General features: G+C 39.0%; 11 protein-coding genes. 8 read left to right on the top strand and 3 right to left on the bottom strand.

All coding sequences use genetic code 11. The annotated features are described in order from the left end of the window. The first annotated feature begins 136 nt into the window (after nucleotides 1–136). The 4 genes from HDC90_RS18145 (at nucleotide 137) to HDC90_RS18160 (ending at nucleotide 19729) form a co-directional block, all read left to right on the top strand. Nucleotides 137–13600 (top strand): putative Ig domain-containing protein, encoded by a 13464-nt coding sequence (locus HDC90_RS18145; protein ID WP_184468931.1) that lies wholly within the window; start codon nucleotides 137–139, stop codon nucleotides 13598–13600. Between the two features lie 37 nt (nucleotides 13601–13637). Continuing rightward, a complete protein-coding gene (locus HDC90_RS18150; protein WP_184468933.1) occupies nucleotides 13638–14639 on the top strand; it encodes a PorP/SprF family type IX secretion system membrane protein in 1002 nt (333 codons plus the stop codon). 70 nt (nucleotides 14640–14709) lie between these two features. Next, the gene (locus HDC90_RS18155) at nucleotides 14710–16710 is read left to right on the top strand and encodes an OmpA family protein (RefSeq protein ID WP_184468935.1); all 2001 of its coding nucleotides are present in this window, start codon (nucleotides 14710–14712) and stop codon (nucleotides 16708–16710) included. A 214-nt stretch (nucleotides 16711–16924) separates the two neighbouring features. Continuing rightward, on the top strand, nucleotides 16925–19729 hold the full coding sequence (locus HDC90_RS18160; RefSeq protein WP_184468937.1) for a lantibiotic dehydratase: 2805 nt from the start codon (nucleotides 16925–16927) through the stop codon (nucleotides 19727–19729). Here the strand turns inward: HDC90_RS18160 and HDC90_RS18165 are convergent. Beyond that, complete coding sequence (locus HDC90_RS18165; protein WP_184468939.1) at nucleotides 19718–20833, bottom strand: sensor histidine kinase; 1116 nt, start codon at nucleotides 20831–20833, stop codon at nucleotides 19718–19720. The two genes, HDC90_RS18160 and HDC90_RS18165, sit on opposite strands and share 12 nt — an antisense overlap. A gap of 145 nt (nucleotides 20834–20978) precedes the next feature. Here HDC90_RS18165 and HDC90_RS18170 point away from each other — a divergent pair, with 145 nt between their 5' ends. Together HDC90_RS18170 and HDC90_RS18175 are read left to right on the top strand one after the other, a co-directional pair. Further along, nucleotides 20979–21128: a hypothetical protein gene (locus HDC90_RS18170; RefSeq protein ID WP_184468940.1), complete on the top strand. Its 150-nt coding sequence runs from the start codon at nucleotides 20979–20981 to the stop codon at nucleotides 21126–21128. Nucleotides 21129–21182: 54 nt separating this feature from the next. Continuing rightward, the gene (locus HDC90_RS18175) at nucleotides 21183–21323 is read left to right on the top strand and encodes a hypothetical protein (protein WP_184468942.1); all 141 of its coding nucleotides are present in this window, start codon (nucleotides 21183–21185) and stop codon (nucleotides 21321–21323) included. 46 nt (nucleotides 21324–21369) lie between these two features. Here the strand turns inward: HDC90_RS18175 and HDC90_RS18180 are convergent, their stop codons facing one another. Next, entirely contained in the window at nucleotides 21370–22113 is a 744-nt protein-coding gene (locus HDC90_RS18180; protein ID WP_184468944.1) for a LytTR family DNA-binding domain-containing protein, read from the bottom strand. A gap of 376 nt (nucleotides 22114–22489) precedes the next feature. Here HDC90_RS18180 and HDC90_RS18185 point away from each other — a divergent pair, with 376 nt between their 5' ends. Beyond that, nucleotides 22490–22864: a hypothetical protein gene (locus tag HDC90_RS18185; protein WP_184468946.1), complete on the top strand. Its 375-nt coding sequence runs from the start codon at nucleotides 22490–22492 to the stop codon at nucleotides 22862–22864. 22 nt (nucleotides 22865–22886) lie between these two features. Further along, nucleotides 22887–23369 carry a type I restriction enzyme HsdR N-terminal domain-containing protein gene (locus tag HDC90_RS18190; protein ID WP_184468948.1) on the top strand — a complete coding sequence of 161 codons (483 nt, stop codon included), beginning with the start codon at nucleotides 22887–22889 and terminating at the stop codon, nucleotides 23367–23369. Nucleotides 23370–23530: 161 nt separating this feature from the next. Here the strand turns inward: HDC90_RS18190 and htpG are convergent, their stop codons facing one another. After that, a complete protein-coding gene (gene htpG, locus HDC90_RS18195; RefSeq protein WP_221451888.1) occupies nucleotides 23531–25417 on the bottom strand; it encodes a molecular chaperone HtpG in 1887 nt (628 codons plus the stop codon). Nucleotides 25418–25815: the final 398 nt, after the last annotated feature.

Below are 25815 nucleotides of genomic sequence, written 5' to 3' on the forward strand. Positions count from 1 at the left end.
TGCATAAAAATGAATAGCAATGGATAGGATAGGATGCTATTCTAGATTTAGATTTGTCATAGTTATATAATGCGCCTAAAAACATTTACCAAAAAGCGGCATTACCACATAGTAAGTCTCCTAAATAACGCCTGACATGATGAAAACTCATACTTTCTCGTCCCGAACAGGGATAATTCGCAATGCTTGTATTGCAATCATCATTGTATTAACGCTCTTCTCCGCTAAATCGTATGCGCAAACTAAAATTTTTGCAAATACTGTTACTAAATCGGATCATGTTGATAATGCAACAAATGCAACATTAAACAACAATAGCTTTGCTACAGTTAATTCGTATGGCGGAATTGCTGTTGGTATAGGGTCGTTTAGTGGCGAGCTGGAATTAAAATATCCGGCTTCGGTTGCTGCGGGAGTTACCTCCTATATCAGGATAGATTTTGATGGAGATATCCTAAACAGGTTATTGGGTGGTAGTTTGGGTACTTTACTTGCTAATGTAGGCGGAACAGTAATTCTTGGAAACCATTCGTTCCAGGTTGGTGCCAGAAACGGTGCTACTGCAGTACCCCCAACAGGTGGAAATAGTGTAGACGGATTTTCTTCAGATAATTTACGACTAGTAAAAGATGCAAATGGTTTCTTTTACATTGCAATAACCCCCACACAGGCTTACGATAGAGTGTTTATAAAAGATGTAACCAATGCGCTTTTGCTTTCAGTTGCCAATAGCACAAAGGTTTACTACTCATATTATACTTCCGGAACCGACCCTTGTGCACAGGCACTTACCACAGGATATGAAGGTACTGGTATTACACTCGATGCCTTGCAATTGGGTAGTTCTGGTGTAACCAATAGTGAAAGGGCAATTGATTCGGATCCAAACAATTATTCTCAACTCAGTTTAGGTGTACTTGGCGTGGCTTCGTCCATTAGTCAAAATTTTTATTTTGCAACGCCATCAAATCCTGGTGATGATATTAACCTGAGAATCAGCTCTTCTCCTGCATTGTTAACGGCCGGGCTTTTACAAAATATTTCAATAACAGCATACAATGGCGGTACTCAGGTATATACCGGGTCAGTTCCAACAGTGTTAAATCTAGATTTACTCGGCTTACTGAATAGCGGACAACCGGTGTCGATACCTTTTTCTCCGGGTGCAAATGTAGTATACGACAGGGTGAAGGTAACACTAGGTTCGGTAGTTACTTTAAACCTTACACAAACCCTTAATGTTTATGGTGTAATCCGCTCTGCGGGCAGGCCAACGCCAGCAAGCAGTGCAATTGCTGCTTGTTATAATAGCACAGTAGCTTTAAACGCAACTACACCCAATACCAACGAGCTTATTTGGTACGATGCGGTAGAAGGAGGAACAGCATTACAAACAGTTGCTTTTAATGGTACTTTTACTACACCTGCATTAACCGCTACTAAAACTTATTACGTTGCGGCCAGAAGACTAGGTTGTACAGCCGAATCAACAAGGGTTCCTGTTGTAATTACAGTTAACCCACAAATTATTTTTAATGGTGCAACATTACCTAACGCCACACCGGGTTTTGCCTACGCTAAACAATTGGATGTAGCCACAGGTGGAACGGCAGGTTATACTTATGCTTTGGCTGCGGGCAGTGCCTTACCAGCAGGTTTAACTTTATCATCAGCCGGTGCTATTACAGGAACACCAACTGTAACTGGTAATTCAACATTTGATGTTGTGGCCACTGATAGTAAAGGTTGTAAGGCAACTGCAACTTATAGTTTAACGGTAACAGCTTCATTGGTGCTTACGCCAGGTGCACTTCCTGACGGTTTAACGGGAACGGTTTATCCAACGCAGACTATTCCTGCAGCAACTGGTGGAACAGGGCCGTATACCTATACTGCAACCGGTGTTCCTCCAGGCTTAACTTTTAATCCAACAACAAGAGAAATTACCGGAACACCAACGCAACCTGGCATATATACTATACCAGTTACTGTTGTTGATGCAAACGGTAATACCATTACTTCAAACTATACCATAAAAATTACTGATCCTTTATTATTGCCTACAGCTACTCTGGCTGATGGTACTACGGGAACAGCTTATCCAACGCAGATTATTCCTAGTGCAACCGGTGGAACAACGCCTTATACTTATTCGGCAACAGGTCTTCCTCCAGGTTTAACTTTTAATCCATCAACCAGAGCCATTACTGGTACACCAACAACACCAGGAACTTATACCGTACCAGTTACGGTTACAGATGCTGATGGAAAAACGGTAACTACAAATTATAGCATTACCATAAATAACCCATTGGTATTGCCAGCGGCAACTTTGCCAGATGGAACAGAAAACGTAGCATACGCTACACAAGTTCTACCAGCTGCAACAGGCGGTGTTGGTCCTTATACTTATGTAGCCACTGATCTTCCTGCAGGATTATCATTTAATCCAACAACAAGAGAAGTTACTGGTACACCAACCCAAGCAGGTAATTATTCGATAAATGTTACGGTTACCGATAGTCAAGGTAAAACAGCAAGCAACACTTATCCAATCAAAGTAAATGGTACATTAACCTTGCCAACTAAAACTTTACCTAACGGAATTGTCGGTACTGCTTATCCGGTACAAACTTTACCTGCGGTAACTGGCGGCACTTCTCCATATACTTATGCAGCTACGAATCTTCCTCCAGGGTTATCGTTTAACCCAACTACAAGAGAAATTACCGGAACACCAACACAAGGTGGTACCTATAATGTTTCTGTAACAGCTACAGATGCTAACAATAATAAAGCAACTACCACTTATACAATAACTGTAACGGTTAATGCTCCGGTTGTGGCTTCAGCTACAGTATGTACCGGAAGCACTGCTACTTTAACAGTAAGCAACCTTCAGGCTGGTGTAACCTATAACTGGTATGCATCAACAGGAAGCACTCCATTAGCAACCGGTAACAATGGTACTTTTGTAACACCTGTTGTAAATTCGGCAACGGTGTTTTATGTTGAGGCTGTTTCTGGAACAGCAATTAGTTCGAGAACATCAGTTAGTGTTTCGGTTAACCCGCCTGCAACCTTAGCTACGGTTACAACGAACAACCAGGTAATCAATTCAGGACAAACCACAACATTAACTGCAACGGCTGATGCCGGAAATACCATCGCCTGGTTTGATGCCGCAACAGCAGGAACACAAGTTGGGACAGGAACATCATTTACTACACCAGCTTTAACAGCAACCAAAATTTACTATATAGAAACAACAAGCAGCAATGGCTGTAAAAGCGCAAGCCGCGTTCCTGTAACTGTAACCGTAATTAATGGTGGAGGTGCAACCGCTTGTAATGCAGCTAATAGCCAGAATACAGGTATTAATGGTATCTGTTTATTATGTGGTATAAATGGTGCAGGTAATTCAACTGATGCTGATGCGAACAACTTCACCAGGATTTCTCTTGCTGTAGGTGTTGCGGCAACAGGTTACCAACAATTAATTTTCCCATCTACAGGTGTTGCTACTGATAGCATCCGCTTAGATTTAGCTTTACCAACCGGTTTAGCCGATGTTGGTCTTTTAAACAATGTAACCGTAACTGTATTAAATGGTACTACGGTAGTAAGAACAGTACAATTGAGTGGTGGATTATTAAGTCTTCAACTTTTATCGGGTAACCGTTTTGCTGCAACTGTTTTAGCAGGTGGTGCATATGATAGGGTTCAGGTTAGCTTTGGTGCATTAGTTTCTGCTTTAACTAGTTTAGATATTTATGGTGCAACCGTAGTTTATCCTAATCCAACATTTATTGCTGGTGCCCAATCTATTTGTGCAGGCAGTACAGCAACATTAAGTGCAACCGCAAACGGTGGTACAACCTTAACCTGGTTCGATGCACCAACAGGTGGAACGCAGGTGGGTACAGGAGCAACCTTCACTACGCCAGCATTAACAACAACAACAACTTACTATGTTCAGGTAACTAAGGGAACTTGTTCAAATACAACAAGGGTTCCGGTGGTTATTACCGTTAATCCGGTAATTGTATTTGCAGGTACAACGTTAACCAATGCAACAATTGCATCTCCTTATAGCAAACAGCTTCCTGTAGCTACGGGCGGTACACCAGGGTATACTTATACTTTAGCCGCTGGTAGTACTTTACCAGCTGGTTTAACTTTATCATCAAGTGGATTGGTAAGCGGAACACCAACTGCAACTGGTAGCCCAACGTTCGATGTTGTGGTAACCGATACTAAAGGCTGTAGCACAACTTCAACTTTTACATTAACCGTAACGCCTGCTTTAACTTTAGCTCCTGGAGCATTGCCTAATGGTATAACAGGCACTCCTTATACTACAAATGGAATTCCAGCTGCAACAGGCGGAACAGGTCCATATACTTATTCGGCTACGGGCCTTCCTCCAGGATTGACCTTTAATCCGGCAACAAGAGAAATCACTGGTACGCCAACACAAATCGGAACCTTTACTATTCCGGTAACCGTAACAGATGCTAATGGCAATACCATTACAGCTAACTATACCCTTAAAGTAACTGATCCTTTGGTTTTACCAGCGGCAACTTTAGCTAATGGAACTACAGGAACTGTTTATCCTACACAAACTATTCCTTCTGCAACAGGTGGATCAACACCTTATACTTATGCCGCCACTGGTCTTCCTCCAGGATTAACTTTTGATCCGGCTACGAGAGCAATTTCGGGAACACCAACACAAGCTGGAACATTTACTGTACCGGTTACGGTTACTGATGCTGACGGAAAAACAGCAACCAACAATTATACAATTGTAGTGGTTGACCCTTTGTTGTTACCAGCAGCAACCTTGCCTGATGGAACAGAAGGAACAGTTTACGCTACCCAAACTTTGCCTTCGGCAACTGGTGGTGTTGGCCCATATACTTATGTAGCAACTAATCTTCCTGCAGGATTAACTTTTGATCCGGCAACAAGGGGAATTTCAGGCACACCTACGCAAGCTGGTAATTATTCGATTGGTGTAACTGCAACTGATAGTGAAGGCAGAACAGCAAGTAATACTTATGCACTTAAAGTAATAGGGGTATTATCATTACCTGGTGCAACTTTACCAAACGGCACTGTAGGCACACCTTACCCAACGCAAACTCTGCCAGCGGTAACGGGTGGAACAGCGCCATATACTTATTTAGCTACAAACCTTCCTCCAGGATTGAGTTTTAATACGGCGACAAGGGAAATTACGGGAACACCAACTTTAGGTGGAACTTTTACCATCTCTTTAACTGCAACAGATGCAAACGGAAATAAAGCAACAACAGCTTATAGCTTAACTGTAACGGTTGATGCTCCAGTGGTTGCTGCAGCTACAGTATGTTCTGGAAGCCCAGCTACATTAAGCGTTAGCAATTTGCAAGCTGGTGTAACATATAATTGGTATGCTTCTACAGGAAGTACACCATTGGTTACGAATAATACAGGTGTTTTTGTAACGCCTGCTGTAACTGCTCCAACAGTATTTTATGTTGAGGCAGTATCTGGAACGGCTGTAAGTTCAAGAACTGCAGTTAATGTTTCGGTTAACCCACCAGCAACAGCAGCGACGGTAACCACCAACAGCCAGGTAATTAACGCCGGACAGTCTACTACTTTATTGGCAACAGCTGATGCTGGAAATACCATTCAATGGTACGATGCTGCTACAGGCGGAACACAGGTAGGTGCAGGTACTTCATTTACTACACCAACATTATCGGCAACTACAACTTATTATGTAGAAACTACAAATGCAAGTGGTTGTAAAAGTGCAAGTCGTGTACCAGTAACGGTTACCGTATTAAATAATGGTAGCGGTACTCCATGTAACGCTGCTAATTCACAAAACTCTGGCATAAACGGAATTTGTTTATTGTGCGGTATAACCGGCGCTGGAAATTCTACTGATGCTGATCCTTCTAACTTTACCAGAATATCTCTTGCAGTAGGTGTAGGCGGATCGGGTTACCAACAATTAATTTTTCCTACTGCTGGAACCGCTACAGATAGTATTCGTTTAGACTTAGCATTGCCAACCGGTTTAGCAGATGTTGGTTTATTAAACAATGTAACAGTTACTGTATTAAATGGTACTACAGTTGTAAAAACAGTACAGCTAAACGGCGGACTATTAAATCTGCGGTTGTTATCAGGTAACCGTTTCACTGCAACTGTATTGGCAGGTGGTGCATACGATAGGGTTCAGGTTAGCTTCGGCGCATTAGCTACAGTTTTAACTAGCTTGGATGTTTATGGCGCAACTGTAATTTATCCTAACCCAACGGTAACTGCAGGTGCACAAACCATCTGTGCCGGAAGTACAGCAACTTTAACTGCAACAGCAAATGGTGGTACAACATTAGCCTGGTACGATGCCGCAACTGGTGGTACGCAATTGGCCGCTGGCGAAACATTTACTACACCAGCTTTAACGGCTACTACAACTTATTATATCCAGGTAAGCAAAGCAGGTTGCCCGAACACAACAAGAGTTCCGGTAACAGTAACGGTTACCCCGGCATTACCAACGCCAGTATTGGCAACAATTGCCAATGTTTGCGAGGGATCATCAGCAACTTTATCGGTTGCTAACCCAGATGCTGCAGTAACTTATAAATGGTATGATGCTGCAGTAGGTGGAAACCTGGTTTTCACAGGCGCAGTATTCCCAACACCAGCATTAACAGCGGCTACTACTTACTATGTGGAGGCTTCTCAAGGAAACTGTACAAGCGCTGCACGTGCAGCTGCGGCTGTATCTGTAAATCCTCGCCCGGTTTTACCTGTAGTAACTGCAAGTTCATCAACAGTAAGCGCTGGACAAACTGCAATTTTAACGGCTAGTTCAGCAGATCCAACCAATACTTTCAATTGGTATACTTCTAACACATCAACTACTCCTGTTTATGTAGGTGCTACTTATGTTACACCACCACTATTGGCTACTACAACTTATTATGTAGAATCTGTTTCTACTAATGGTTGTACTTCAGCAAGCCGAGTTCAGGTTACCATCACCGTTGATGGAAATGGATCTCCAAATCCTGTACCATGCGAGGCAGCAATCACACAAGTTGGTGGCGTTACGGGAGTAGCTTTATTATCGGGCGTATTTAACCCAACATTAGCTATTGATAACGATACACAAACTGCATCTTCATTGGTAATGCCAGTTGGAGCACTTGGTGCATCTGTTTATCAGAGAGTTGGTTTTGGTTCATTATCTAAAGTTGGCGATACCGTACGTGTTTTAGTCTCGTCGCCAGGAAAACTGTTATCCCTTTCATTATTAGGAAACGCTTCAATTACTACTTATGTTGGAAGCAACAGCAATGGCGATTCGCATCTGTTAAACGATAACTTAATCAATATTCAATTGTTAAGCGGTAATACCCAGGCGCTGATCACTTTTGTACCAACGAATGTTTTCGATGGGGTAGAAGTAAGGTTAAACTCTGGCTTATTGGGTGCCTTAACATCCATTAACTTAAATTACGCACAACGTATTTTGGTGGCACCAACTGTAGTATCAGCAAACGTTACAGCTTGTGTGGGCCAGACTGCCCAGCTTGAAGTAAGCAATCCATCGGCCAGTTTAACTTACAGATGGTACGATGCTACAGGCACTTATTTAACCGGTAAAGACGGTATCATATTTACCACACCTGTGTTAACAGGCGATACTAAATTCTATGTTGCCGCAGTTTCTGCAACTGGTTGTGTGAGCTATAAAACAGTAGTTAATGTAACTACAAACCCAGCACCGGTAGCACCAGATCTATTATCAGCATCTGTTAATACTTGTCCGAATACATCTGTTACTTTCCAGGTTAAAAATCCAATTGTAGGTACAACTTATAACTGGTATGATGCTGCAACAGGTGGAAACTTAGTATTTACAGGCGATAATTTTACAACACCTTTAATTACTGCAAATACCAGTTATTTTGTAGCAGCAGTTAATAGCTGTGGTTCGTCATCAACCAGAACAGAAGGTAAAATTATATTGGGAACCATTGATGTTCCGGTTATTACACCACCATCAGTTACCATTAGTGAGGGTTCTGTTGCGGTATTAAAAGCAACATCAAGTACAGCTGGTGCAACCATTAACTGGTACACTACAGCAAATGGGGTAATTCCGGTATTTACTGGCGAAACTTATGTAACACCACAATTAACCGCAACTACTACATATTATGTAGAAGCAACTGTTCCGGGAGGATGTACTGCTACAAGCAGGGCAACCGTAACGGTTACGGTAATTCCTAACGGTACGCCAGTAACTACACCTTGCGGAGCGGCTACAACAACAGTAGCGAGTGGCGTAACTGGAGTAGCAATATTGGCCGGAGTTTACAACCCAACTTTTGCAGTTGATAACGATATCAATACCGGATCTAGTTTGGTTATCCCAGTGGGATTACTTGGTGCATCTGTTTATCACCAGGTTGGTTTTACAGGATTATCAAATGTTGGAGATACGCTAAGGGTGAAAATTACTACCCCAGGCGTACTGCTTTCGGTAGGGGTGTTAAACAACTTAACGGTAACTACTTTCCAAGGCACTACCAGCAATAACGATGCGGTTTCTATATCTAACCCATTAATCAGCTTAAAATTATTATCTGGCGGTACATCTGCTATATTAACTTTCGTTCCAACCAGTAAATTTGATGGAGCTGAATTAAGATTGAGCTCAGGTCTTTTAGGGGCATTAACATCTGTTAATTTAGATTATGCACAGCGTGTAATCACCACACCAACAGTTACAGCTGCTACAGCAAGTGCTTGTCAAGGTTCATCTGCAACATTAAATGTACAGAACCCACAAGCTGGCGTAGTGTACAAATGGTACTTAGGCTCAACTTATCAGGCAGGAAAAGATGGAGCAACTTTCACAACAGATCCAGCTTTAACAGCGGGCACTTATACATATTCGGTAACGGCAACAGCTAATGGTTGCGAGACCTTAGGAACCAAAGTAGTGGTAACTATTTTACCTCCAGCTGTAGTACCGATTCCATCAACAACCAACCCGGTTACAACTTGTATCGGCTCAACTGCTACCTTAAGTGTACAGGCAGTGGCAGGTATTACTTATAACTGGTACGATGCTGCTTCTGGTGGAAACATGTTGGTAACCAACAATAGTAGCTTTACTACACCGGCATCACTTGCCGCAGGAACATACGATTATTACGTTGAAGCGGTAAGTGGAACAGGTTGTTCAAACCCAACACGTGCCAAAGTTTCGATTACTGTTAATCCATCATCATTAGCTACTGATTTAACAGTAACTGGAACAACGTCGTTATGTGCTTCTGGTACAGCAGTACTTACGGCAGCGAGTACAACAGTAACTAGTCCAGTATTTACCTGGTACAGTGATGCTGCTTTAACACAGGTTGCTTTTGTTGGTGCAGTATTTAATACACCAGCCATTACCACAACTACCAAATACTATGTTACCGTTAGTGGAACAAATAAATGTGCAAATACAGCAGGTAATGCAAAAGAGGTTACTGTAACGGTAAATCCAGTTGCTACCCCAGCTGATATTAACTTAGCAGGAACAAGTACCATCTGTGGTGGCTCTTCTGTTACTTTAAATGCAACAAGTACAACCGTAACCAACCCGGTATTTACCTGGTACAGTGATGCGGCTTTAACTACGGTAGCTTTTACAGGAGCTAACTTTGTTACGCCTCCACTTAATGTAACAACCACTTATTATGTAACTGTTAAAGGCGATAATAAATGTGAGAATACAGCAGCAAGTGCAAAATCGATTACTATAACGGTTAATCCTGCTGCTACTGATTCAGATATTGCCATTAATGGTGTTACCGCTATCTGCAAAGGATCTACAGCTGCACTGTCTGCCTCAACAACAACAGTAATTAACCCTGTATTTACCTGGTATAGCAATGCTGCTTTAACCACAGTTGCTTATGTAGGTGCTAGCTTTACTACGCCTGCACTTAGCGCAACCACTACTTATTATGTAACCGTAAGAGGTGATAATAAATGTGAGAGTTTGGCTGCAAATGCTAAGGCTGTTACGGTAACAGTTAAAGATTTCGCAACATCTGCAGATATTGCCGTAAGCAATGCTAAAATCTGTTCAGGTTCTACCGTAATGTTAATGGCTTCGAGTACTACGGTTACTCAACCGGTATTTACCTGGTATAGCGATGCATCATTAACAAGTGTGGTATTTACCGGCCCAACTTTCACAGTAACTGGTTTAACTGCCACCACTACTTATTATGTAAGTGTTAAAGGTGCCAACAAATGCGAAAACAGTGCTGCAGATGCTAAGGCGGTAACAGTAACTGTTAATCCGTTGGCAACTACTACTGATATTATTCTTAGCGGAAGCACAACTGCTTGCGGAGGATCATCGGCAGTATTAAGTGCAACATCACCAACAGTAACTAATCCAGTATTTACCTGGTATAGCGATGCAGCTTTAACCAATGTAAGTTTCATTGGAGCAACATATACAACACCGGCCTTAACCAGCACCACAACTTATTATGTAACTGTAAAAGGCGATAATAAATGTGAGAATGCACCAGGTACTGCCAGGGTAATTACGATAACAGTTAACCCTGTTTCTACTGCTGCTGACATAACCGCTGCTGATGCAACAATCTGCTCGGGTTCTGGTACTACCTTGGTAGCAAGTACAACAACAGTTACCAACCCAACATTTACCTGGTACAACGATGCTGCTTTAACTTCAGTAGCTTACGTAGGTACGTCATTCGTTACCCCTGTATTAACTGCAACAACTAAATACTATGTTACAGTTAAAGGCGATAACAAATGTGAAAACTCTGGCATTACAGCTAAAGTGGTAACGGTTAATGTGAACCAGAGTGCAACAGCTGCCGATATTACATTATCTACTCCAACACTGGTATGTGGATCGGGTACGGCTGTAATCAATGCAAGCTCAACCACAGTAACTAATCCGGTATTTACCTGGTATAATGATGCTTCATTAACAAGTGTGGCCTTTACCGGACCAATATTTACCACACCGGTATTGACAGCTACTACAACTTATTACGTAACTGTTAAAGGAACCAATAAATGCGAAAGCACTGCGGTAAATGCAGTAGCGGTAACCATTAAAGTTAATCCTATTGCAGTTGCAAGTGATATCGTTGTAAATGGATCGACAAATATTTGCGGCGGATCTGCAGCCGTACTAACAGCAAGTAGTACAACAGTTACTAACCCTGTATTTACCTGGTACACCAATGCAACCCTAACCAATGTAGCTTTTGTAGGTGCCGTATTTACCACGCCAACTTTAACGGCAAATACCACTTATTACGTAACAGTAAAAGGCGATAACAAATGTGAAAGCAGTGCTGCTACAGCTAAATCTGTTAACATTGTAGTTAACTCGGTAGCTTCGGCAACTGATGTTACAGCAGCAGACGCAACAATTTGTGCAGGATCATCGGCCAGCTTAGTGGCCAGTACCACAACAGTAACCAATCCAATATTTACCTGGTACAGCGATGCTGCGCTAACCACACCGGTATTTACTGGAGCAACCTTTAACACGCCAGCATTAACTGCAACCACGAAATATTACCTAACTGTAAAAGGTGATAACAGATGTGAGAGTTCTGCTGCAAATGCGAAAGTAGTTACCGTTAATGTAAATGCAGTTGCAACAGCTGCCGATATTACATTATCTACTCCAGCTAAGGTGTGTGGTTCTGGAACTGCAGTAATCAATGCAAGCTCAACAACAGTAACTAATCCAGTATTTACCTGGTATAACGATGCTTCATTAACAAGTGTAGCCTTTACTGGGCCAATATTTACCACACCTGTATTAACAGCTACCAAAACTTATTATGTAACTGTTAGAGGAACCAACAAGTGCGAAAACACTGCAGCTAATGCGAAAACAATAACAGTTACTGTTAATCCAAGTGCTGTGGCAGCAGATATTACTGTAAATGGATCAACTTCAGTTTGTGCAAGCACAGCCGCAACATTGGCCGCAACAAGCACAACGGTTACGAACCCAATATTTACCTGGTATAGTGACGCTACTTTAAACACAGTAGTATTTACTGGTTCAGTGTTTACCACTCCAGTATTAACTGCCAGTACAACTTATTACGTAACCGTTAAAGGCGATAATAAATGCGAAAATACAGCCGCAGGCGCAAGAGCAGTAGCTGTTACCGTAAATGCTGCACCAAACAACCCTGTAGTATCTGCTCCAAATGGAGGTATATGCGCAGGCGATGGTGCTACCTTAACTGTAACTAATGCACAGGTTGGGGTTACTTACGAATGGTACAATGCAGCAGTAGCGGGTAATTTATTATTCACTGGTACAACATACAATACTACCGCTTTAAGTGCCTCAACAGATTACTACATTTTAGCAATCGGTACAGGAGGTTGTAACAACAACGGTGGCCGTGTTAAAGTAACAGTAACTGTAAATGCGAAACCTACAGTGCCAACAGTAGCAGCAACATCTGTTAATGTTTGTACGGGAAGTTCAGCTGTATTAACAGTAACAAGTCCTCAAACAGGTGTAACATACAATTGGTACACTACAGCAGTAGGTGGAACGTTAGTAGGAACAGGTGTAAGCTTTACAACACCTGCAGTTAATGCAAACATCACTTACTATGTTGAAGGAGCAAACGGAACTTGTATCTCATCATCTAGAACACCAGTAAATGTAATTGCACTGCCAGTACCAGTTGCACCTGCATCAGTAACAGCTGCGAATGGAACACTTTGTTCAGGTAGCTCAACTATATTAACGGTTAATAATCCGGTAACAGGATTAGTTTATAGATGGTATGCTTCAAGCTCTAGCGGTTCTGTCCTAGCAGAAGGTATAACCTTTACTACACCAAACTTAACTGCTACCACAATCTATTATGTAGAGGCAATAGCAGTGGGTGGTTGTGCAAGTCCAACAAGAACAAGCGTAACAGTTAATGTACTGCCGGTATTAGAAAAACCAGTAGTTGTTGTACAAAACACAACACCAAACAGTGTAACCTTTGCATGGGCTGCGGTTGCAGGTGCTACGGCATACGAAGTTTCGTTAGACAACGGTTTAACCTGGGTTAATCCAACAAGTGGATCAACCGGAACAACCTACTTAGTTGCAGGCTTAAAACCAGATCAAAGTGTAACCATTATTGTAAGGGCCAGAGGACAGCTTGAGTGCCAAACCAGCGCAAATTCTACTCCGGTAACGGGTAAAGCAGCTAATCCTTTTGGAGATCAGGTTTACATACCAAATGCATTTACACCGAATAACGATGGTAAGAATGATGTCTTCTTAATCTATGGTAACACCATATCAAGTGCGAAAATGAGTATTTACACACAATGGGGTCAATTGATATTCCAATCAGATAATGTAGCAAATGGATGGGATGGAACCTTTAAAGGTGTAAATCAACCAATTGGAGTATATGTATACATGGTTGATATTACATTCACAAATGGAACAACATCATTGAGAAAAGGAACAGTAACGCTGATTAGATAAGAAGAGGATTAATAATAAACAGATAAAATCAAAGACCATGAAAATACTATCGGCTTTAAAAATATATGTTGCAGTGTTAGGATTACTGCTGTGTACAGCTAAGTCCTTTGCTCAAACTGATCCGCATTTTTCACAGTATTATGCAAACCCGTTGTATCTTAACCCGGCCTTAACAGGGGTAATAGACGGCGATTACCGTGCAACTGTAAACTTTAAGCAGCAATGGAGTGCGCTGAACAGTTCTTTCTTAACAGGTGGAGCATCATTCGATATGGCTCCCAAAAAGAACTTCGCATTTGGAGCAACCATTTTAAACCAAAGGGCAGGAGAGTTAGATTTTAACTACCTGTCGGCCCTGGTATCGGGCTCGTACCGTTTAAGGTTTGGTGCCGAGGGCTTGCAGATGGTGAGCTTTGGTTTACAGGCTGGTATAATTAACCGTAGTTTCGATTTCTCTCAGGCCAGGTTTGGTAACCAGTTTAATCCAATTTCAGGTTATGATGGTGGTATGATGAGCGGCGAAACACTTTCGTCTCAATCATCTTTGGTTCCTGATGTAAATGCTGGTATCATGTTTTTTGATGGTAATCCCAACAAGAGCGTAAATGTTTTCTTAGGTGCAAGTGCCGCACATTTAACCCGGCCTATGGATCGTTTCTCTGGTTCAAATTCACGTATTCCTGTTCGTTTTACTGCACATGGCGGTGCAAGAATTAAGGCTTCAGAGTTATTGGACATTGTACCCAACGCATTGTTCATGTATCAGGGTAATACAAACGAAGTTTCATTAGGCGCTTATGCACAGCTTAATGTCAATCCATCAGCAAATATCCTGTTTGGAGGCAATTACCGTAATAAAGATGCTGCAATTGCCTTTGTGGGCTTACAGTTAAAAAATATGGTATTCGGGTTAAGCTATGATATAAATACCTCTACATTTAATCGTGCTTCTAATAGTAACGGTGGATTAGAGCTTTCAATATCACTTATTGGCCGTAACGGAATTATCGGTCCGAATTTCTTTTGTCCACGTTTATAATTAATAAAATGGAGCTATCATGATTTTCAGGCCATGATAGCTTCATAACCATTGAAACAAGTTTAGAAAGATGAAAAAAATATTACTCTTTTTGTTAGTGGCATTTGGCGGTTTTGCAAACGCACAGTATGTGGTAAATTATAAAAAGGTTGCCGATACTTATTTCGAAAATAAGGATTATTATGCGGCATCAACTTTTTATAAAAAAGCCTTAAAAATTACTGGCGATAGTACCCAGGCCATTTTACCGTACGGTATGGAAAGAAAATCGGCGGCTAATGATAAAGTGGTAGAAGATTACGAAGGATCGATTTATAACCTTGCAGAGTCAAGTAGATTGTATAGGGAGTTTAACGAAGCTGAAAAATATTATGCTATAGCGATAACCTTTACCAATACACGTTATAGAAAGGCACTTTACTATTATGCAGAAAGCTTAAGGGCAAATAAAAAATTTAATCTGGCTATCGATGCTTTTCAACAGTTCATCCAGAAAAATCCTGGTGATGCATTGGCTAAAGATGCCCAAAAGGAAATCGAATCGTGCAAATTTGCGATCGATGAAATGCGTTTCCCGCGTATGGTTCAAGTCAAAAAAATGCCAGCTAACGTAAATGGATTAGGATCTAATTATGCCCCTGTTAAAATTAATAACGAGTTGTATTTTACTTCATCCCGTCCGATTGCTGTAGGGAGTAAAAAAGATATGGTTAAAACTGATGCAGGAGAAGTTCAGGTATCAACTAAAACCAACCCATTTATTAATAACCTTTATTCGGCCAAAGGCGAATTGACCGCTACTGATGTGGCTGTAAAAAAGATTGATATCAATTTCCCTAAAAATATGGAAATTGCGGCGGCCAGTTTTACGCCAGATGGAAATAAGGTGTACTTTACCGCTTGGAAAGATAAAGAAAAATATGCCATTTATTCTTCTAAAAAAGCTGGCGATAAATGGTCAGATCCACAACCTGTTGGTTTACAAGTGAACAGTAAAGATTTTAATTCTTCACAGCCTTTTGTTACTAGCGATGGTAAATTCCTTCTTTTCTCATCTGATAGAAGTGGTGGTTATGGTAAATTCGATCTTTGGTATTGCGCCATACGAGAAGATGGTTCATTAGGTCAGGCAGTAAATTTTGGCCCAACCATTAATACCGAAGATGATGAACGTGCACCTTACTATAACACACTAACCAAAAAATTATTGTTTAGTACCGATGGCAAAATAGGTTTTGGTGGACTCGATTTCTTTGAGTCAGAAGGCGATTTGGTAAATTGGTCTAACCCTAAAAATCTGGGTTATCCATTCAACTCATCAAAAGATGACCTTTACTTTACTGCAACCGATGATAAGGGAACAAAAGGATATATTAGTTCTGATCGCGAATCATCTTGCTGTTTAGAATTGTTTGAAGTGAAAAAAGAATACCTTTCTATTGCGGGGCTTTTAACCGATTGTAAAACTAAATTGCCTTTAGCAGGTGCCGATGTAACTTTAACCAATGCCGAAGGACCACAGAAAGTGACTACAGGTACGGATGGTATTTACAGATTTAAAGTAGACTCGAAAAGACCGATCAAATTGCTTTTTGCAAAAGATAATTATTTCGCGATTACCAAAAACTATCCTTACGAAGAATTGGCAAAAGCAGATACCTTAATTTATAAAGATTATTGCTTAAGTCCTTTCAAATTGGGTATTCCAATAGCTTTGGAGAATGTTTATTATGAATTTAACAGTGCCGAACTTACCGAACCTTCTAAAAAAGTATTAGACTTCCTCATTCCTATTATGGAAGATAATCCTGAAATGGAAATCGAATTGGGCTCTCATACCGATAACATCGGAACAGATGAGTATAACTTAGATCTATCGAATAGAAGAGCAAAATCTTGTACCGATTATTTAGAGAGTAAAGGGATTGCTGCTTCCAGATTAACTTCAAAAGGTTATGGTGAATCGATGCCAATTGCACCAAACGAAATCATAGTAAAACGTAAGAAAAAAGATAATCCGGAAGGAAGAGCAAAAAATAGAAGAACAGAATTTAAAGTAACCAAAAAATAAATACAATTAACATCCCGGCGAGCCATCTTCTTTTTAGGAAGATGGCTTTTTTTGTATATTGGTTGGGATCTGTAATCCCTAGCTAGTGTGCCATGGATTTTTAATCTACTATTAACAGATTGCATAAATGGAATTGGCTACTGCTAACTGAAAACTGCCAATAGATAATTTTTTTAAATTAATCTTTGTAATTTTCGCCTCTCATATAAATGAAATGAAGCTGAATATCCAATCAACCGTAATTTTTAGAACACCTAAATTTTCATATCAATCCGAACTCGTAGATTGCTGGGAGGAATTAAAACTGGCCATTTCAATATCTTCCACTGCTTTTTACGAAACCATAAAAGACGTAAAGGCAAACGAACTCAAAGATCTTCCACCTAAGGTTTATTTTACTATCTGGAAATATTTTAACCGTGCTAAATTTCGGTCAACCCCTTACGGCACTTTTGCTGGTTTTAGCTTGTTAAACAATGCCATTAAGCCGGCTGAAAGCAGAATAGTAATTGAAGAAGCCCAAAAAATACGCGAACTGGTCGATTGGCCTTATAAGAATAATATTCAATTGCCATTGGCAGATCTGTTGCAAAAGAACTGCCTCTTATTTAGTAATAGCAGTTATTATTTAACATCCAATAGTATCCGTTATATAGCCTGTACCGATGGTGTTTTCGAACTGGCCGAGTTAGATCAAAACGACCAAGTACAACAAATATTAGCGGCCTGCTTAAAGCCGATTAGGCTTAACGACCTGTTAAAACGATTAGAATTAAATGATGCTGAAACTGAGGACTTTTTTGGTTTGCTGCAGGATATGCACGATTTACAGCTTGTTTTTACTAACTACGATCCCAATATTATAGGAGATGATTATTTTGAACGTTTAGGCATCTCTGTTACCGCTGAGCTGCCAAAATATCTTATTGCGCAGCGCACTGTTTTATCAGGCAGTATTAATGAACGTTCGCTTCAGGCTATTCCAGGCTTGATAGATACACTGCATGCTATAATGCCTGCTAAAGATCGTGATGCCCTTAGCCAGTTCAGTGCCAGGTTTAAGAAGAAATTCGAAGATCAGGAAGTACCACTTTTATTGGCATTAGATCCAGAAATGGGTATAGGCTACGATGAGTTGGAGCAAGCTGGTCAAAACAGCGAGTTTATCACGCGATTCAATAATAAGCCGCCGAAAAAAGCAGAGGTAGAAAATATTAAAATGGTATTAAAAACCTACCTGACTGAACAAAACTTCGAAAAAGGAAAAGTTGTTTATCTGAACAAACTTGCCTTGGCGCCGCATCAAAAATCAACATTTCTACCCAACTCATTCAGTATGGTAATGTCTGTTCATGATGATTTGATTTTTGTAGAACAGATCGGAGGAGCAACATCAAATGCATTAAGTGGAAGATTTACAATGGCCGACGATGATGTAACGCAATACACTAAAAACATTGCGATGGCAGAGCAACAGGCAAACCCCGAAGTGCTGTTTTTCGATGTAGCCTATATGGTTGAAGCTAATGTAGATAATGTAAACAGGCGTAAACTGATTTATGGGCATCAACTGTCAATCTTAAATTTTGATACTTCGACATCTCCACTTGCTTTAAATGATATACAGATTTCAGTTCGGGGCACAGAGATTATTCTTCGCTCTAGGCAATTAAATAAGCGGTTGGTGCCAAGAATGGCTTCTGCCTACAACTATATTCGCTCAGATCTTTCTGTATTTAGGCTATTGTGCGATTTACAACATCAGGGTTTACAAACAAATCTTTCCTTTCCGCTCGATACTATTTTTCCTGATCTGGATTATTATCCAAGGTTACAATATCAAAATATAATTTTAAGCAGGAGTAAATGGAAAATTAAAAAAGAAGCCCTTTTAGGGCCTGATCAAAAGTTGTTATCCATCGCCGAATGTAGATCACACCTAAACAGCTTAGGTGTTAGCGAATATTTTAAAGCCGGTATGTCCGATCAGACTTTATGCTTCGCCCTACAAAACGACGATGATATAAATGCTTTTCTCCAATATGTGCAAAAGCATGGCAGTATTTACATTGAAGAGATGTTAATGCCGCAAAATAGTATCGTAGTTGATGAAGCAGATAAGCCCTATTTAGCACAGTTTGTTTTAAGCATCGGCCATAACGAACAAATTTATCGCGGTTTGGCTAAAACACCAACAGATGCCGGGGTAACGCGATCTTTCCTGCCAGGTAAAGAATGGCTTTATTTCGAAATTTATTGTCACCAGCAACGGAGCGATCAGATTTTGACAGAAGTAATTGCGCCCTTTTTAACCACTCATACAGATCAGGTAAAAACATGGTTTTTTATCCGTTACAATGAAAATGGAAACCACATTCGGTTTAGGGTTCGGCTAAACAACCCGAAGGACGGGCAGTTGTTAATATCTGAACTTATGAATGAGCTGGAATTGTTTTTAAATTCAGGTTTGGTATCAGATGTGCAGATTAAAACCTATAAACGTGAGTTAGAGCGTTATGGCAGCAACTTGATCGAAGATGTAGAACAGCATTTTGCTACAGATAGTGAATTTGTATTATCGCTTTTAGAAACCCAGACCGACGATTTCAATAAATATAAACTATGTAGCCTTTTGGTTTCAAAGATTATCGGATCTGGCGTTATAGATAAGCTATCTGTTAATAAGATCGTGAAATTAATGTCTGATAATTTTAATGAAGAGCATCGATTAGATGCAGCTGACTTTAAACAATTAAATATTCATTATCAGGAATTCCGAAAAACAGAATGGGCAACGTTAACTGCAGAACAGGAGCAGGGGTTTAACCTGTTTTCGGGCTCGTTTATCAAAATTCTTAAACAATGTGCCCCAGAAAATGCACTAAAGCTATTAACCGATTTAATACATATGCACGTAAACCGACTCTTTAACAAAGATCAGCGAACGCATGAAATGATAATGTACTATTTTCTACTAAAAGATATTCAGCGTCAAAACGCAACAAATTTAGCGGTTTAATCTGGCCAATGGATTAACAACGGTTACATCTATTTCTGTAATATAGCGGTTAAGCGGATCTTTATAATACCTGAATATATAGTCGTTACCATAAAAATTACTAAGGCGCTTACCAATATTGTCAATCCCTACATGATGGCTTTCAGTTTGTTTGCCTTTATTATCGTTAATCATGTTTATGGTGCTGATATTAAGCTTGTCTTTTTCGTAGGTAATTTTAATAATAGCAGGTTGAGTAGAGTGCGAAACATTTCCATGTTTAAATATGTTTTCAACCAAAGTTAGTAATATAAGCGGCGGAAATCTTAATCCAAACATATCGCCCGTTACTTCAAGTTCCAGATTAATGGTGTTGGCTGTTCGGAGTTTATGGAGGTTGATCAAGTGCTCAATCTGCTCAATTTCTTCACTTAGCGGAACCATTTCTGATGCTTCAGGGCGTTTTAGGGCGTAACGCATCATTTCGGCCAGATTCATAATTGCATCTGCTGCCATAGGCGCCTTTTTACGGGCATCGTTATAAATAAAGTTCAAAGTATTAAATAGGAAGTGTGGGTTGATCTGGCTGCGCAGGTAATTGTTTTGCGATTGAACCAGATCATTTTCTAAAGCCTGTTTTTCTATTTGGGTAACCAGGTTCTGCCGCTCTAACGCTTCTACTTTCTTCTGGTCTTGAAATGATTTAATGATATAAACGTAACCTGTAGAATAACCTATATATAATATTGAACGATAGATGCACGGTAATATGAATTCCCGATCAAAGGATCTCGACGGATTTATTTCAATTAATCCTATTTGCTCAAATAAGATAATCAGAAGAAATGTAGAAACTACGTATGCAAAAATCATGAATATAATAAGTGCCGTGATTTTTAAAATTTTTATGGGATTAGATCCCGTTTTGATCATTTTTTTTAACAAAAAACCATAGGTGTAAAATGTCAGAATATTAACAACATAAACGAGTAGATAAGCTCCGGGTTCTCTGAATTTATGAGTGGTTAAACCAAGAATAAATACCTCATAAATGATGTAAAGACTCCATACCAATAAGTGGAATTTGTACTTTTCGTAGAATTTTTTCAAGTATAAAAAGTTCATTTTTTGCTTTTAATCTATTGAAATGGGGTTTTTATCTCCCAAAAGTAGGGGTTTGTGTAAAAAAGTGGTGGCGTTTAATTTTGAGGTGCATCTTTACAGAAAATTAATCACAACGATAATAACAAGAATTTAAATACAATATATTATGAAAGCTCAACACACAAATACTTCAGCAAAACTTTCTAAAAAAACTGTTTTTGTTTATAAAAATATTAAAGTTGAAAATAACTTCGCAACTAATCCGACAGGAGATCAAAGCCATACCGTAATGACAAGTTTTATCTTCGAAATTTAATTTCATAATAACTTATTTTAATAATTATATCCCCATATTTAAAATATCATTGCCATGAAAACTCAACATACAACTAAACTTTCTAAAAAAACTGTCTTTGTTTATAAAAATATTAAAGCTCAAAGCAGTTATGAAACTAATCCAACAGGAGATCAAAGTCACACTGTAATGACCAGTTTCATCATTGGCCTTTAGTTTTCTAACTCATTAATACCAGAAACCGGATGGATACTATTATAGTTTATTGATTTCGATTAGATTTTAACAAACTGTTCTGTACATAGGCGAAGAAAGCTTCCTTGTAACCTTCGCCAATTTGGATCATCTCGTTATTTACCAAACGGATTATATTTCCATCTACTTTTTTAATTGCCGCTTTAGCAACAATGTTCGATTTATTAACACGGATAAATGCGTGATTTTCTAAGGCCTTTTCAATTTCCTTAAGTGTAAGGTAGGTTGTGTGTATTTCGGATTTAGTAATAATCTGTATATAATTCTGTAATGCCTTGATGTAAAGTATTTCATCAATAGCGATGTTGGAAAAAGCATATTTATGGTCGCCTTTAATATAAAGCGCCGCAACCTGGTCTGTTTCTTTAGGAATCGCTTTTGTCGCATTTGCCTCTTTCTTTAAAATTCGGTCTATGCCTAATGCGAATTTTGCAAATGAAATAGGTTTAAGTAGATATTGATCCGATTGTACATCAAATGCTTGCAGGGCATAATCAGGATGCGCAGTAGTAAAAATCAAATATTTTGCTTTTTCTCTGATATTTTTAGCCAGTTCCAATCCATTTATTCCTGGCATATCAATGTCCATAAACAATAAATCAATTTCGTCTTCAGTACTTATCTCAGTAAGTGCCTGGACAGGGCTGGTAAAAGTTTTAAAAACTGTTAAACCAGGCATTTCCGCAATGTGGTCAGTTAATACTTCAATTGCATGTTGCTCGTCGTCTATAACAACGCATTTTAGATTCATGAGTATAAATATGTTTGTTTATTTGATTTGAATGCAAGTTAAATAAAAATGAATTGAATTAATAATTGCGCCAAAAAAAACTTATCCCAGGTTTCGTCTAAAAAAAACCTAGGTTTCGTGTAATATTCTAGGGGGTTGATGTAAAAAAATTACCTGGTCTCCTTCTTTTTGTAATCTTTATACTGTTTGCCAAAAACAAAATAATTAGCAGTGAAAACTACTAATTGTGAAAAACATCTGCCTGCCCAATTTTGTGTAGCCTGTAGATAATAAAATTAAAAACAGGCCATACAACACTGGGTAAGATTGCAAAAACTAAAAAACAGAAAATACCGAAAAGCAAAGAAATATTCCCCTACATCTACCAAGCCTCCACATGAAAAACAACGAATACGAATATTTACTTAATAAAATCTACTACAAAGGGATTCTGAAAAATCAAGGAATTAACGCAGATATGTATCAGAGAATGCAAAATGAATATAGCAATCTTGATGGACAGAATCCTGTTAAGGGCCAATTAGATGGCGAATACGCATTCAGAAAATCTTTTTTAGTTGTGCGTAATTATGTTCAGCAAGCTATAAAAGATGGCATGAAAAGTTTCCAATTTACCATGCGTGCAAGTGATATCAATAAATTAACTTATATGGTTGATATGTTGAACAGAAACTTTTTTGATAAACAAAGTTTAGATCAAATTATTACCACTGCAAATTCGGTATTTAACCAATACAATTTAAAAAACTAACGACCTATTAATAGATAACAACATGGAATTGAAAGACGAAATCGGGCAGTTTGCCGTAAGAATTAAGAAAATGCTTCCACAAGTTCAATCTGAGGATTTAACAAGGAATGCGTTGGTTATGCCTTTTATTCAAATCTTAGGATTTGATCCTTCTGAAGTTCAATCTGAAGCTGTTCTAGACTTCGGGGTTAAAAAAAGTAAAAAAGTTGATTACACCATTATGAAAGATGGCGAACCAACAATCCTTGTTGAATGTAAACACCACAACGATAATTTAGATATTCATGATTCACGCCTATCTAAATACTTCCGTAAAACAAAAGCTAAATATGGCTTACTAACCAATGGTTTAGTATACCGCTTTTACACAGAGAAAATGGTAAGATCAAAGAAAAATCAAGAGCCATTATTCGAATTTAAAATAACCGATACCAAAGCTGCTACCATTGCTAAAATGATTGAAGATCACAAAGATTATTTCAATGTAGATAATAAAACCATATAATAGCAATAGGCTAATAATATTAATTTTAATCTAAGAGTTCCCGAAAAATTCTTATCTGAAAGTCTTGATCTGATCAAGGCTTTTTTTTTGCCCTCTCACAAAAGAAAAAGGGAGAAACCGATTCGGTTTCTCCCTTTAAACTATAACAGAATTTTGCCTGATTAAATTAATTCTACACTTCTGCTTACAAAAGCTGTTAATTCTGCACCAGTTAACATGCCTTGCGCTAAAAGCGCTAAATCTACTGCTTGTTTAGCCAGGTTACTTTGCTCTTCTCCTTCAGCTTTTAAAATTTTACTTACCAATTTATGGTTTCCATTAATAGCTACTTTATAATTGTCGGGCATTTGGCCGTAAAAGCCCATTCCACCGCCCATTGCAGCCATATCTTTCATCCGGCGCATAAATTCATCCATAGTAATAGTAACTGGTAATTCCTCTGGATGTAAAGCCACAATTTCTACATGCATACCTGGTTTGGTAATGGCTTTTTCAAAAATCGTAGTTACTTCTTTTACCTGATCTTCAGTTAAAACATGCTCGTTCTGCTCATCTTTCTCAATTAACTTATCCGCAACGCTCGAGTCAACACGTTTAATTGATGTTTTCTCTAATTTTTGCTCCAATTGATTGATAAAGTGATTATCGATTGGCGAATCCAGTACTAAAACATCATAATCTTTTTTATTGGCTGATTGGATAAACGCATCTTGCTTAGCAGCATCATTGGTATATAAATAAACCACAGTGCCATTTTTATCCGTTTGCAAGGCCTTTACCTTCTCTTTATACTCAGGAAGTGTAAAAAGCTCATTTTTAGTGTTGCCTATTAAAGCGAAATCTTTAGCTTTATCGTAAAACTTCTCTTCACTGATCATACCGTATTTTACGAAAAGACCAATATCTTTCCATTTATCTTCGTAAGCTTTACGGTCTTTAGCAAATAGTTCACCTAATTTATCAGCAACCTTCTTAGTAATGTAGTTGTTGATCTTTTTAACGTTACTATCGGCCTGTAAGAAACTACGCGATACATTTAAAGGAATATCAGGAGAGTCGATTACACCATGTAATAACATCAAAAATTCAGGAACAATATCTTTAACTTCGTCGGTAATAAATACCTGGCGAGAGTATAATTTGATTTTGTTGCGTTGCATTTCGAAATCGTTTTTCAACTTAGGGAAATACAATACACCTGTTAAATTAAAAGGATAATCAACATTTAGGTGGATCCAGAATAATGGTTCTTCACTAAACGGATACAATTCGCGGTAAAAGTTTAAATAATCCTCGTCTGACAAATCTGCAGGGGCTTTTGTCCAGATCGGGTTGGTGGTGTTAACAATGTTATCAACTTCAACATCCTTATATTTTGTTTTACCTTCTTCATCTACACCATCTTCAACTGATTCTGTTTTCGTACCAAACTTAATTGGAACCGGTAAAAACTTAGCGTATTTATCAAGGATTTCCTGCAGTTTGCTTTCTTCTAAAAACTCTTCCGAATCTTTGTTTACATGGAGAATGATATCGGTACCACGTGTGGTTTTAGTACCTTCAGTAATTTCAAATTCTGTACTGCCATCGCAAACCCAACGTGCAGGCTCAGCACCATCTTGGTATGATAAAGTTTGAATTTCCACTAAATCTGCAACCATAAAGGCCGAATAGAAACCTAAACCGAATTTACCGATGATTTCGTTGGCATCTTTAGCATCTTTAAATTTCTCTACAAACTCACTTGCGCCAGAAAATGCAACCTGGTTAATGTATTTTTTAATCTCTTCGGCAGTCATCCCCAAGCCGTTATCGCTAATGGTAATGGTTTTTGCATCCTTATCAACCGCAACTTGCACCAAAGGTTGACCAACTTCGCCATTAAACTGACCTAATGAACCTAGTCTTTTAATTTTCTGGACTGCATCTACTGCGTTAGAAACCAACTCGCGAAGAAAAATTTCGTTATCAGAGTATAAAAACTTCTTAATTATCGGGAAAATATTCTCAGTGTGTATGGAGATATTTCCTTTTTCCTGTATGCTCATATGTAAATAATTGTTTAATCTACATCCTGCATAACAAGGGTTGTTCCAAAAGAATTTGTTTGCCAAAATGACAGATGTGCGGTCGTCATTGGCTGTGTGATTCCGTTGTCTGTGTCTTCACAGACTACTAGTTAGTTGTTTTTATTGTTACATAGTTTTTAAGCTATGGTTTGGAAAGCAAAGCCTGTATTGCAGTTAATGTTAGTCCCGCTGTACCTTCTGCCCCGATGAAACCTGTGAAACAAGCAAGCACACTATAAAACAACAAAGATAAGTGCTTAAATCGGGAGCTTTTTCCCGTCAATCAGTATCTATGTAATAAAGTGATCTTAGTTCAAGTGGTCTTTAGCAAGCCACAATTGTTAAATTTAAACAAAGAAGAGAACTAAGATCATGAC

It is taken from the genome of Pedobacter sp. AK013 (assembly GCF_014205835.1).
Classification (GTDB): Bacteria; Bacteroidota; Bacteroidia; order Sphingobacteriales; family Sphingobacteriaceae; genus Pedobacter.

Bases quoted from the DNA above. Each gene is read 5' to 3' on its own strand.
- HDC90_RS18145 (WP_184468931.1), top strand. From the start codon at position 137: ATGATGAAAACTCATACTTTCTCGTCCCGAACAGGGATAATTCGCAAT.
- HDC90_RS18150 (WP_184468933.1), top strand. From the start codon at position 13,638: ATGAAAATACTATCGGCTTTAAAAATATATGTTGCAGTGTTAGGATTA.
- HDC90_RS18155 (WP_184468935.1), top strand. From the start codon at position 14,710: ATGAAAAAAATATTACTCTTTTTGTTAGTGGCATTTGGCGGTTTTGCA.
- HDC90_RS18160 (WP_184468937.1), top strand. From the start codon at position 16,925: ATGAAGCTGAATATCCAATCAACCGTAATTTTTAGAACACCTAAATTT.
- HDC90_RS18165 (WP_184468939.1), bottom strand. From the start codon at position 20,833: ATGAACTTTTTATACTTGAAAAAATTCTACGAAAAGTACAAATTCCAC.
- HDC90_RS18170 (WP_184468940.1), top strand. From the start codon at position 20,979: ATGAAAGCTCAACACACAAATACTTCAGCAAAACTTTCTAAAAAAACT.
- HDC90_RS18175 (WP_184468942.1), top strand. From the start codon at position 21,183: ATGAAAACTCAACATACAACTAAACTTTCTAAAAAAACTGTCTTTGTT.
- HDC90_RS18180 (WP_184468944.1), bottom strand. From the start codon at position 22,113: ATGAATCTAAAATGCGTTGTTATAGACGACGAGCAACATGCAATTGAA.
- HDC90_RS18185 (WP_184468946.1), top strand. From the start codon at position 22,490: ATGAAAAACAACGAATACGAATATTTACTTAATAAAATCTACTACAAA.
- HDC90_RS18190 (WP_184468948.1), top strand. From the start codon at position 22,887: ATGGAATTGAAAGACGAAATCGGGCAGTTTGCCGTAAGAATTAAGAAA.
- htpG (WP_221451888.1), bottom strand. From the start codon at position 25,417: ATGAGCATACAGGAAAAAGGAAATATCTCCATACACACTGAGAATATT.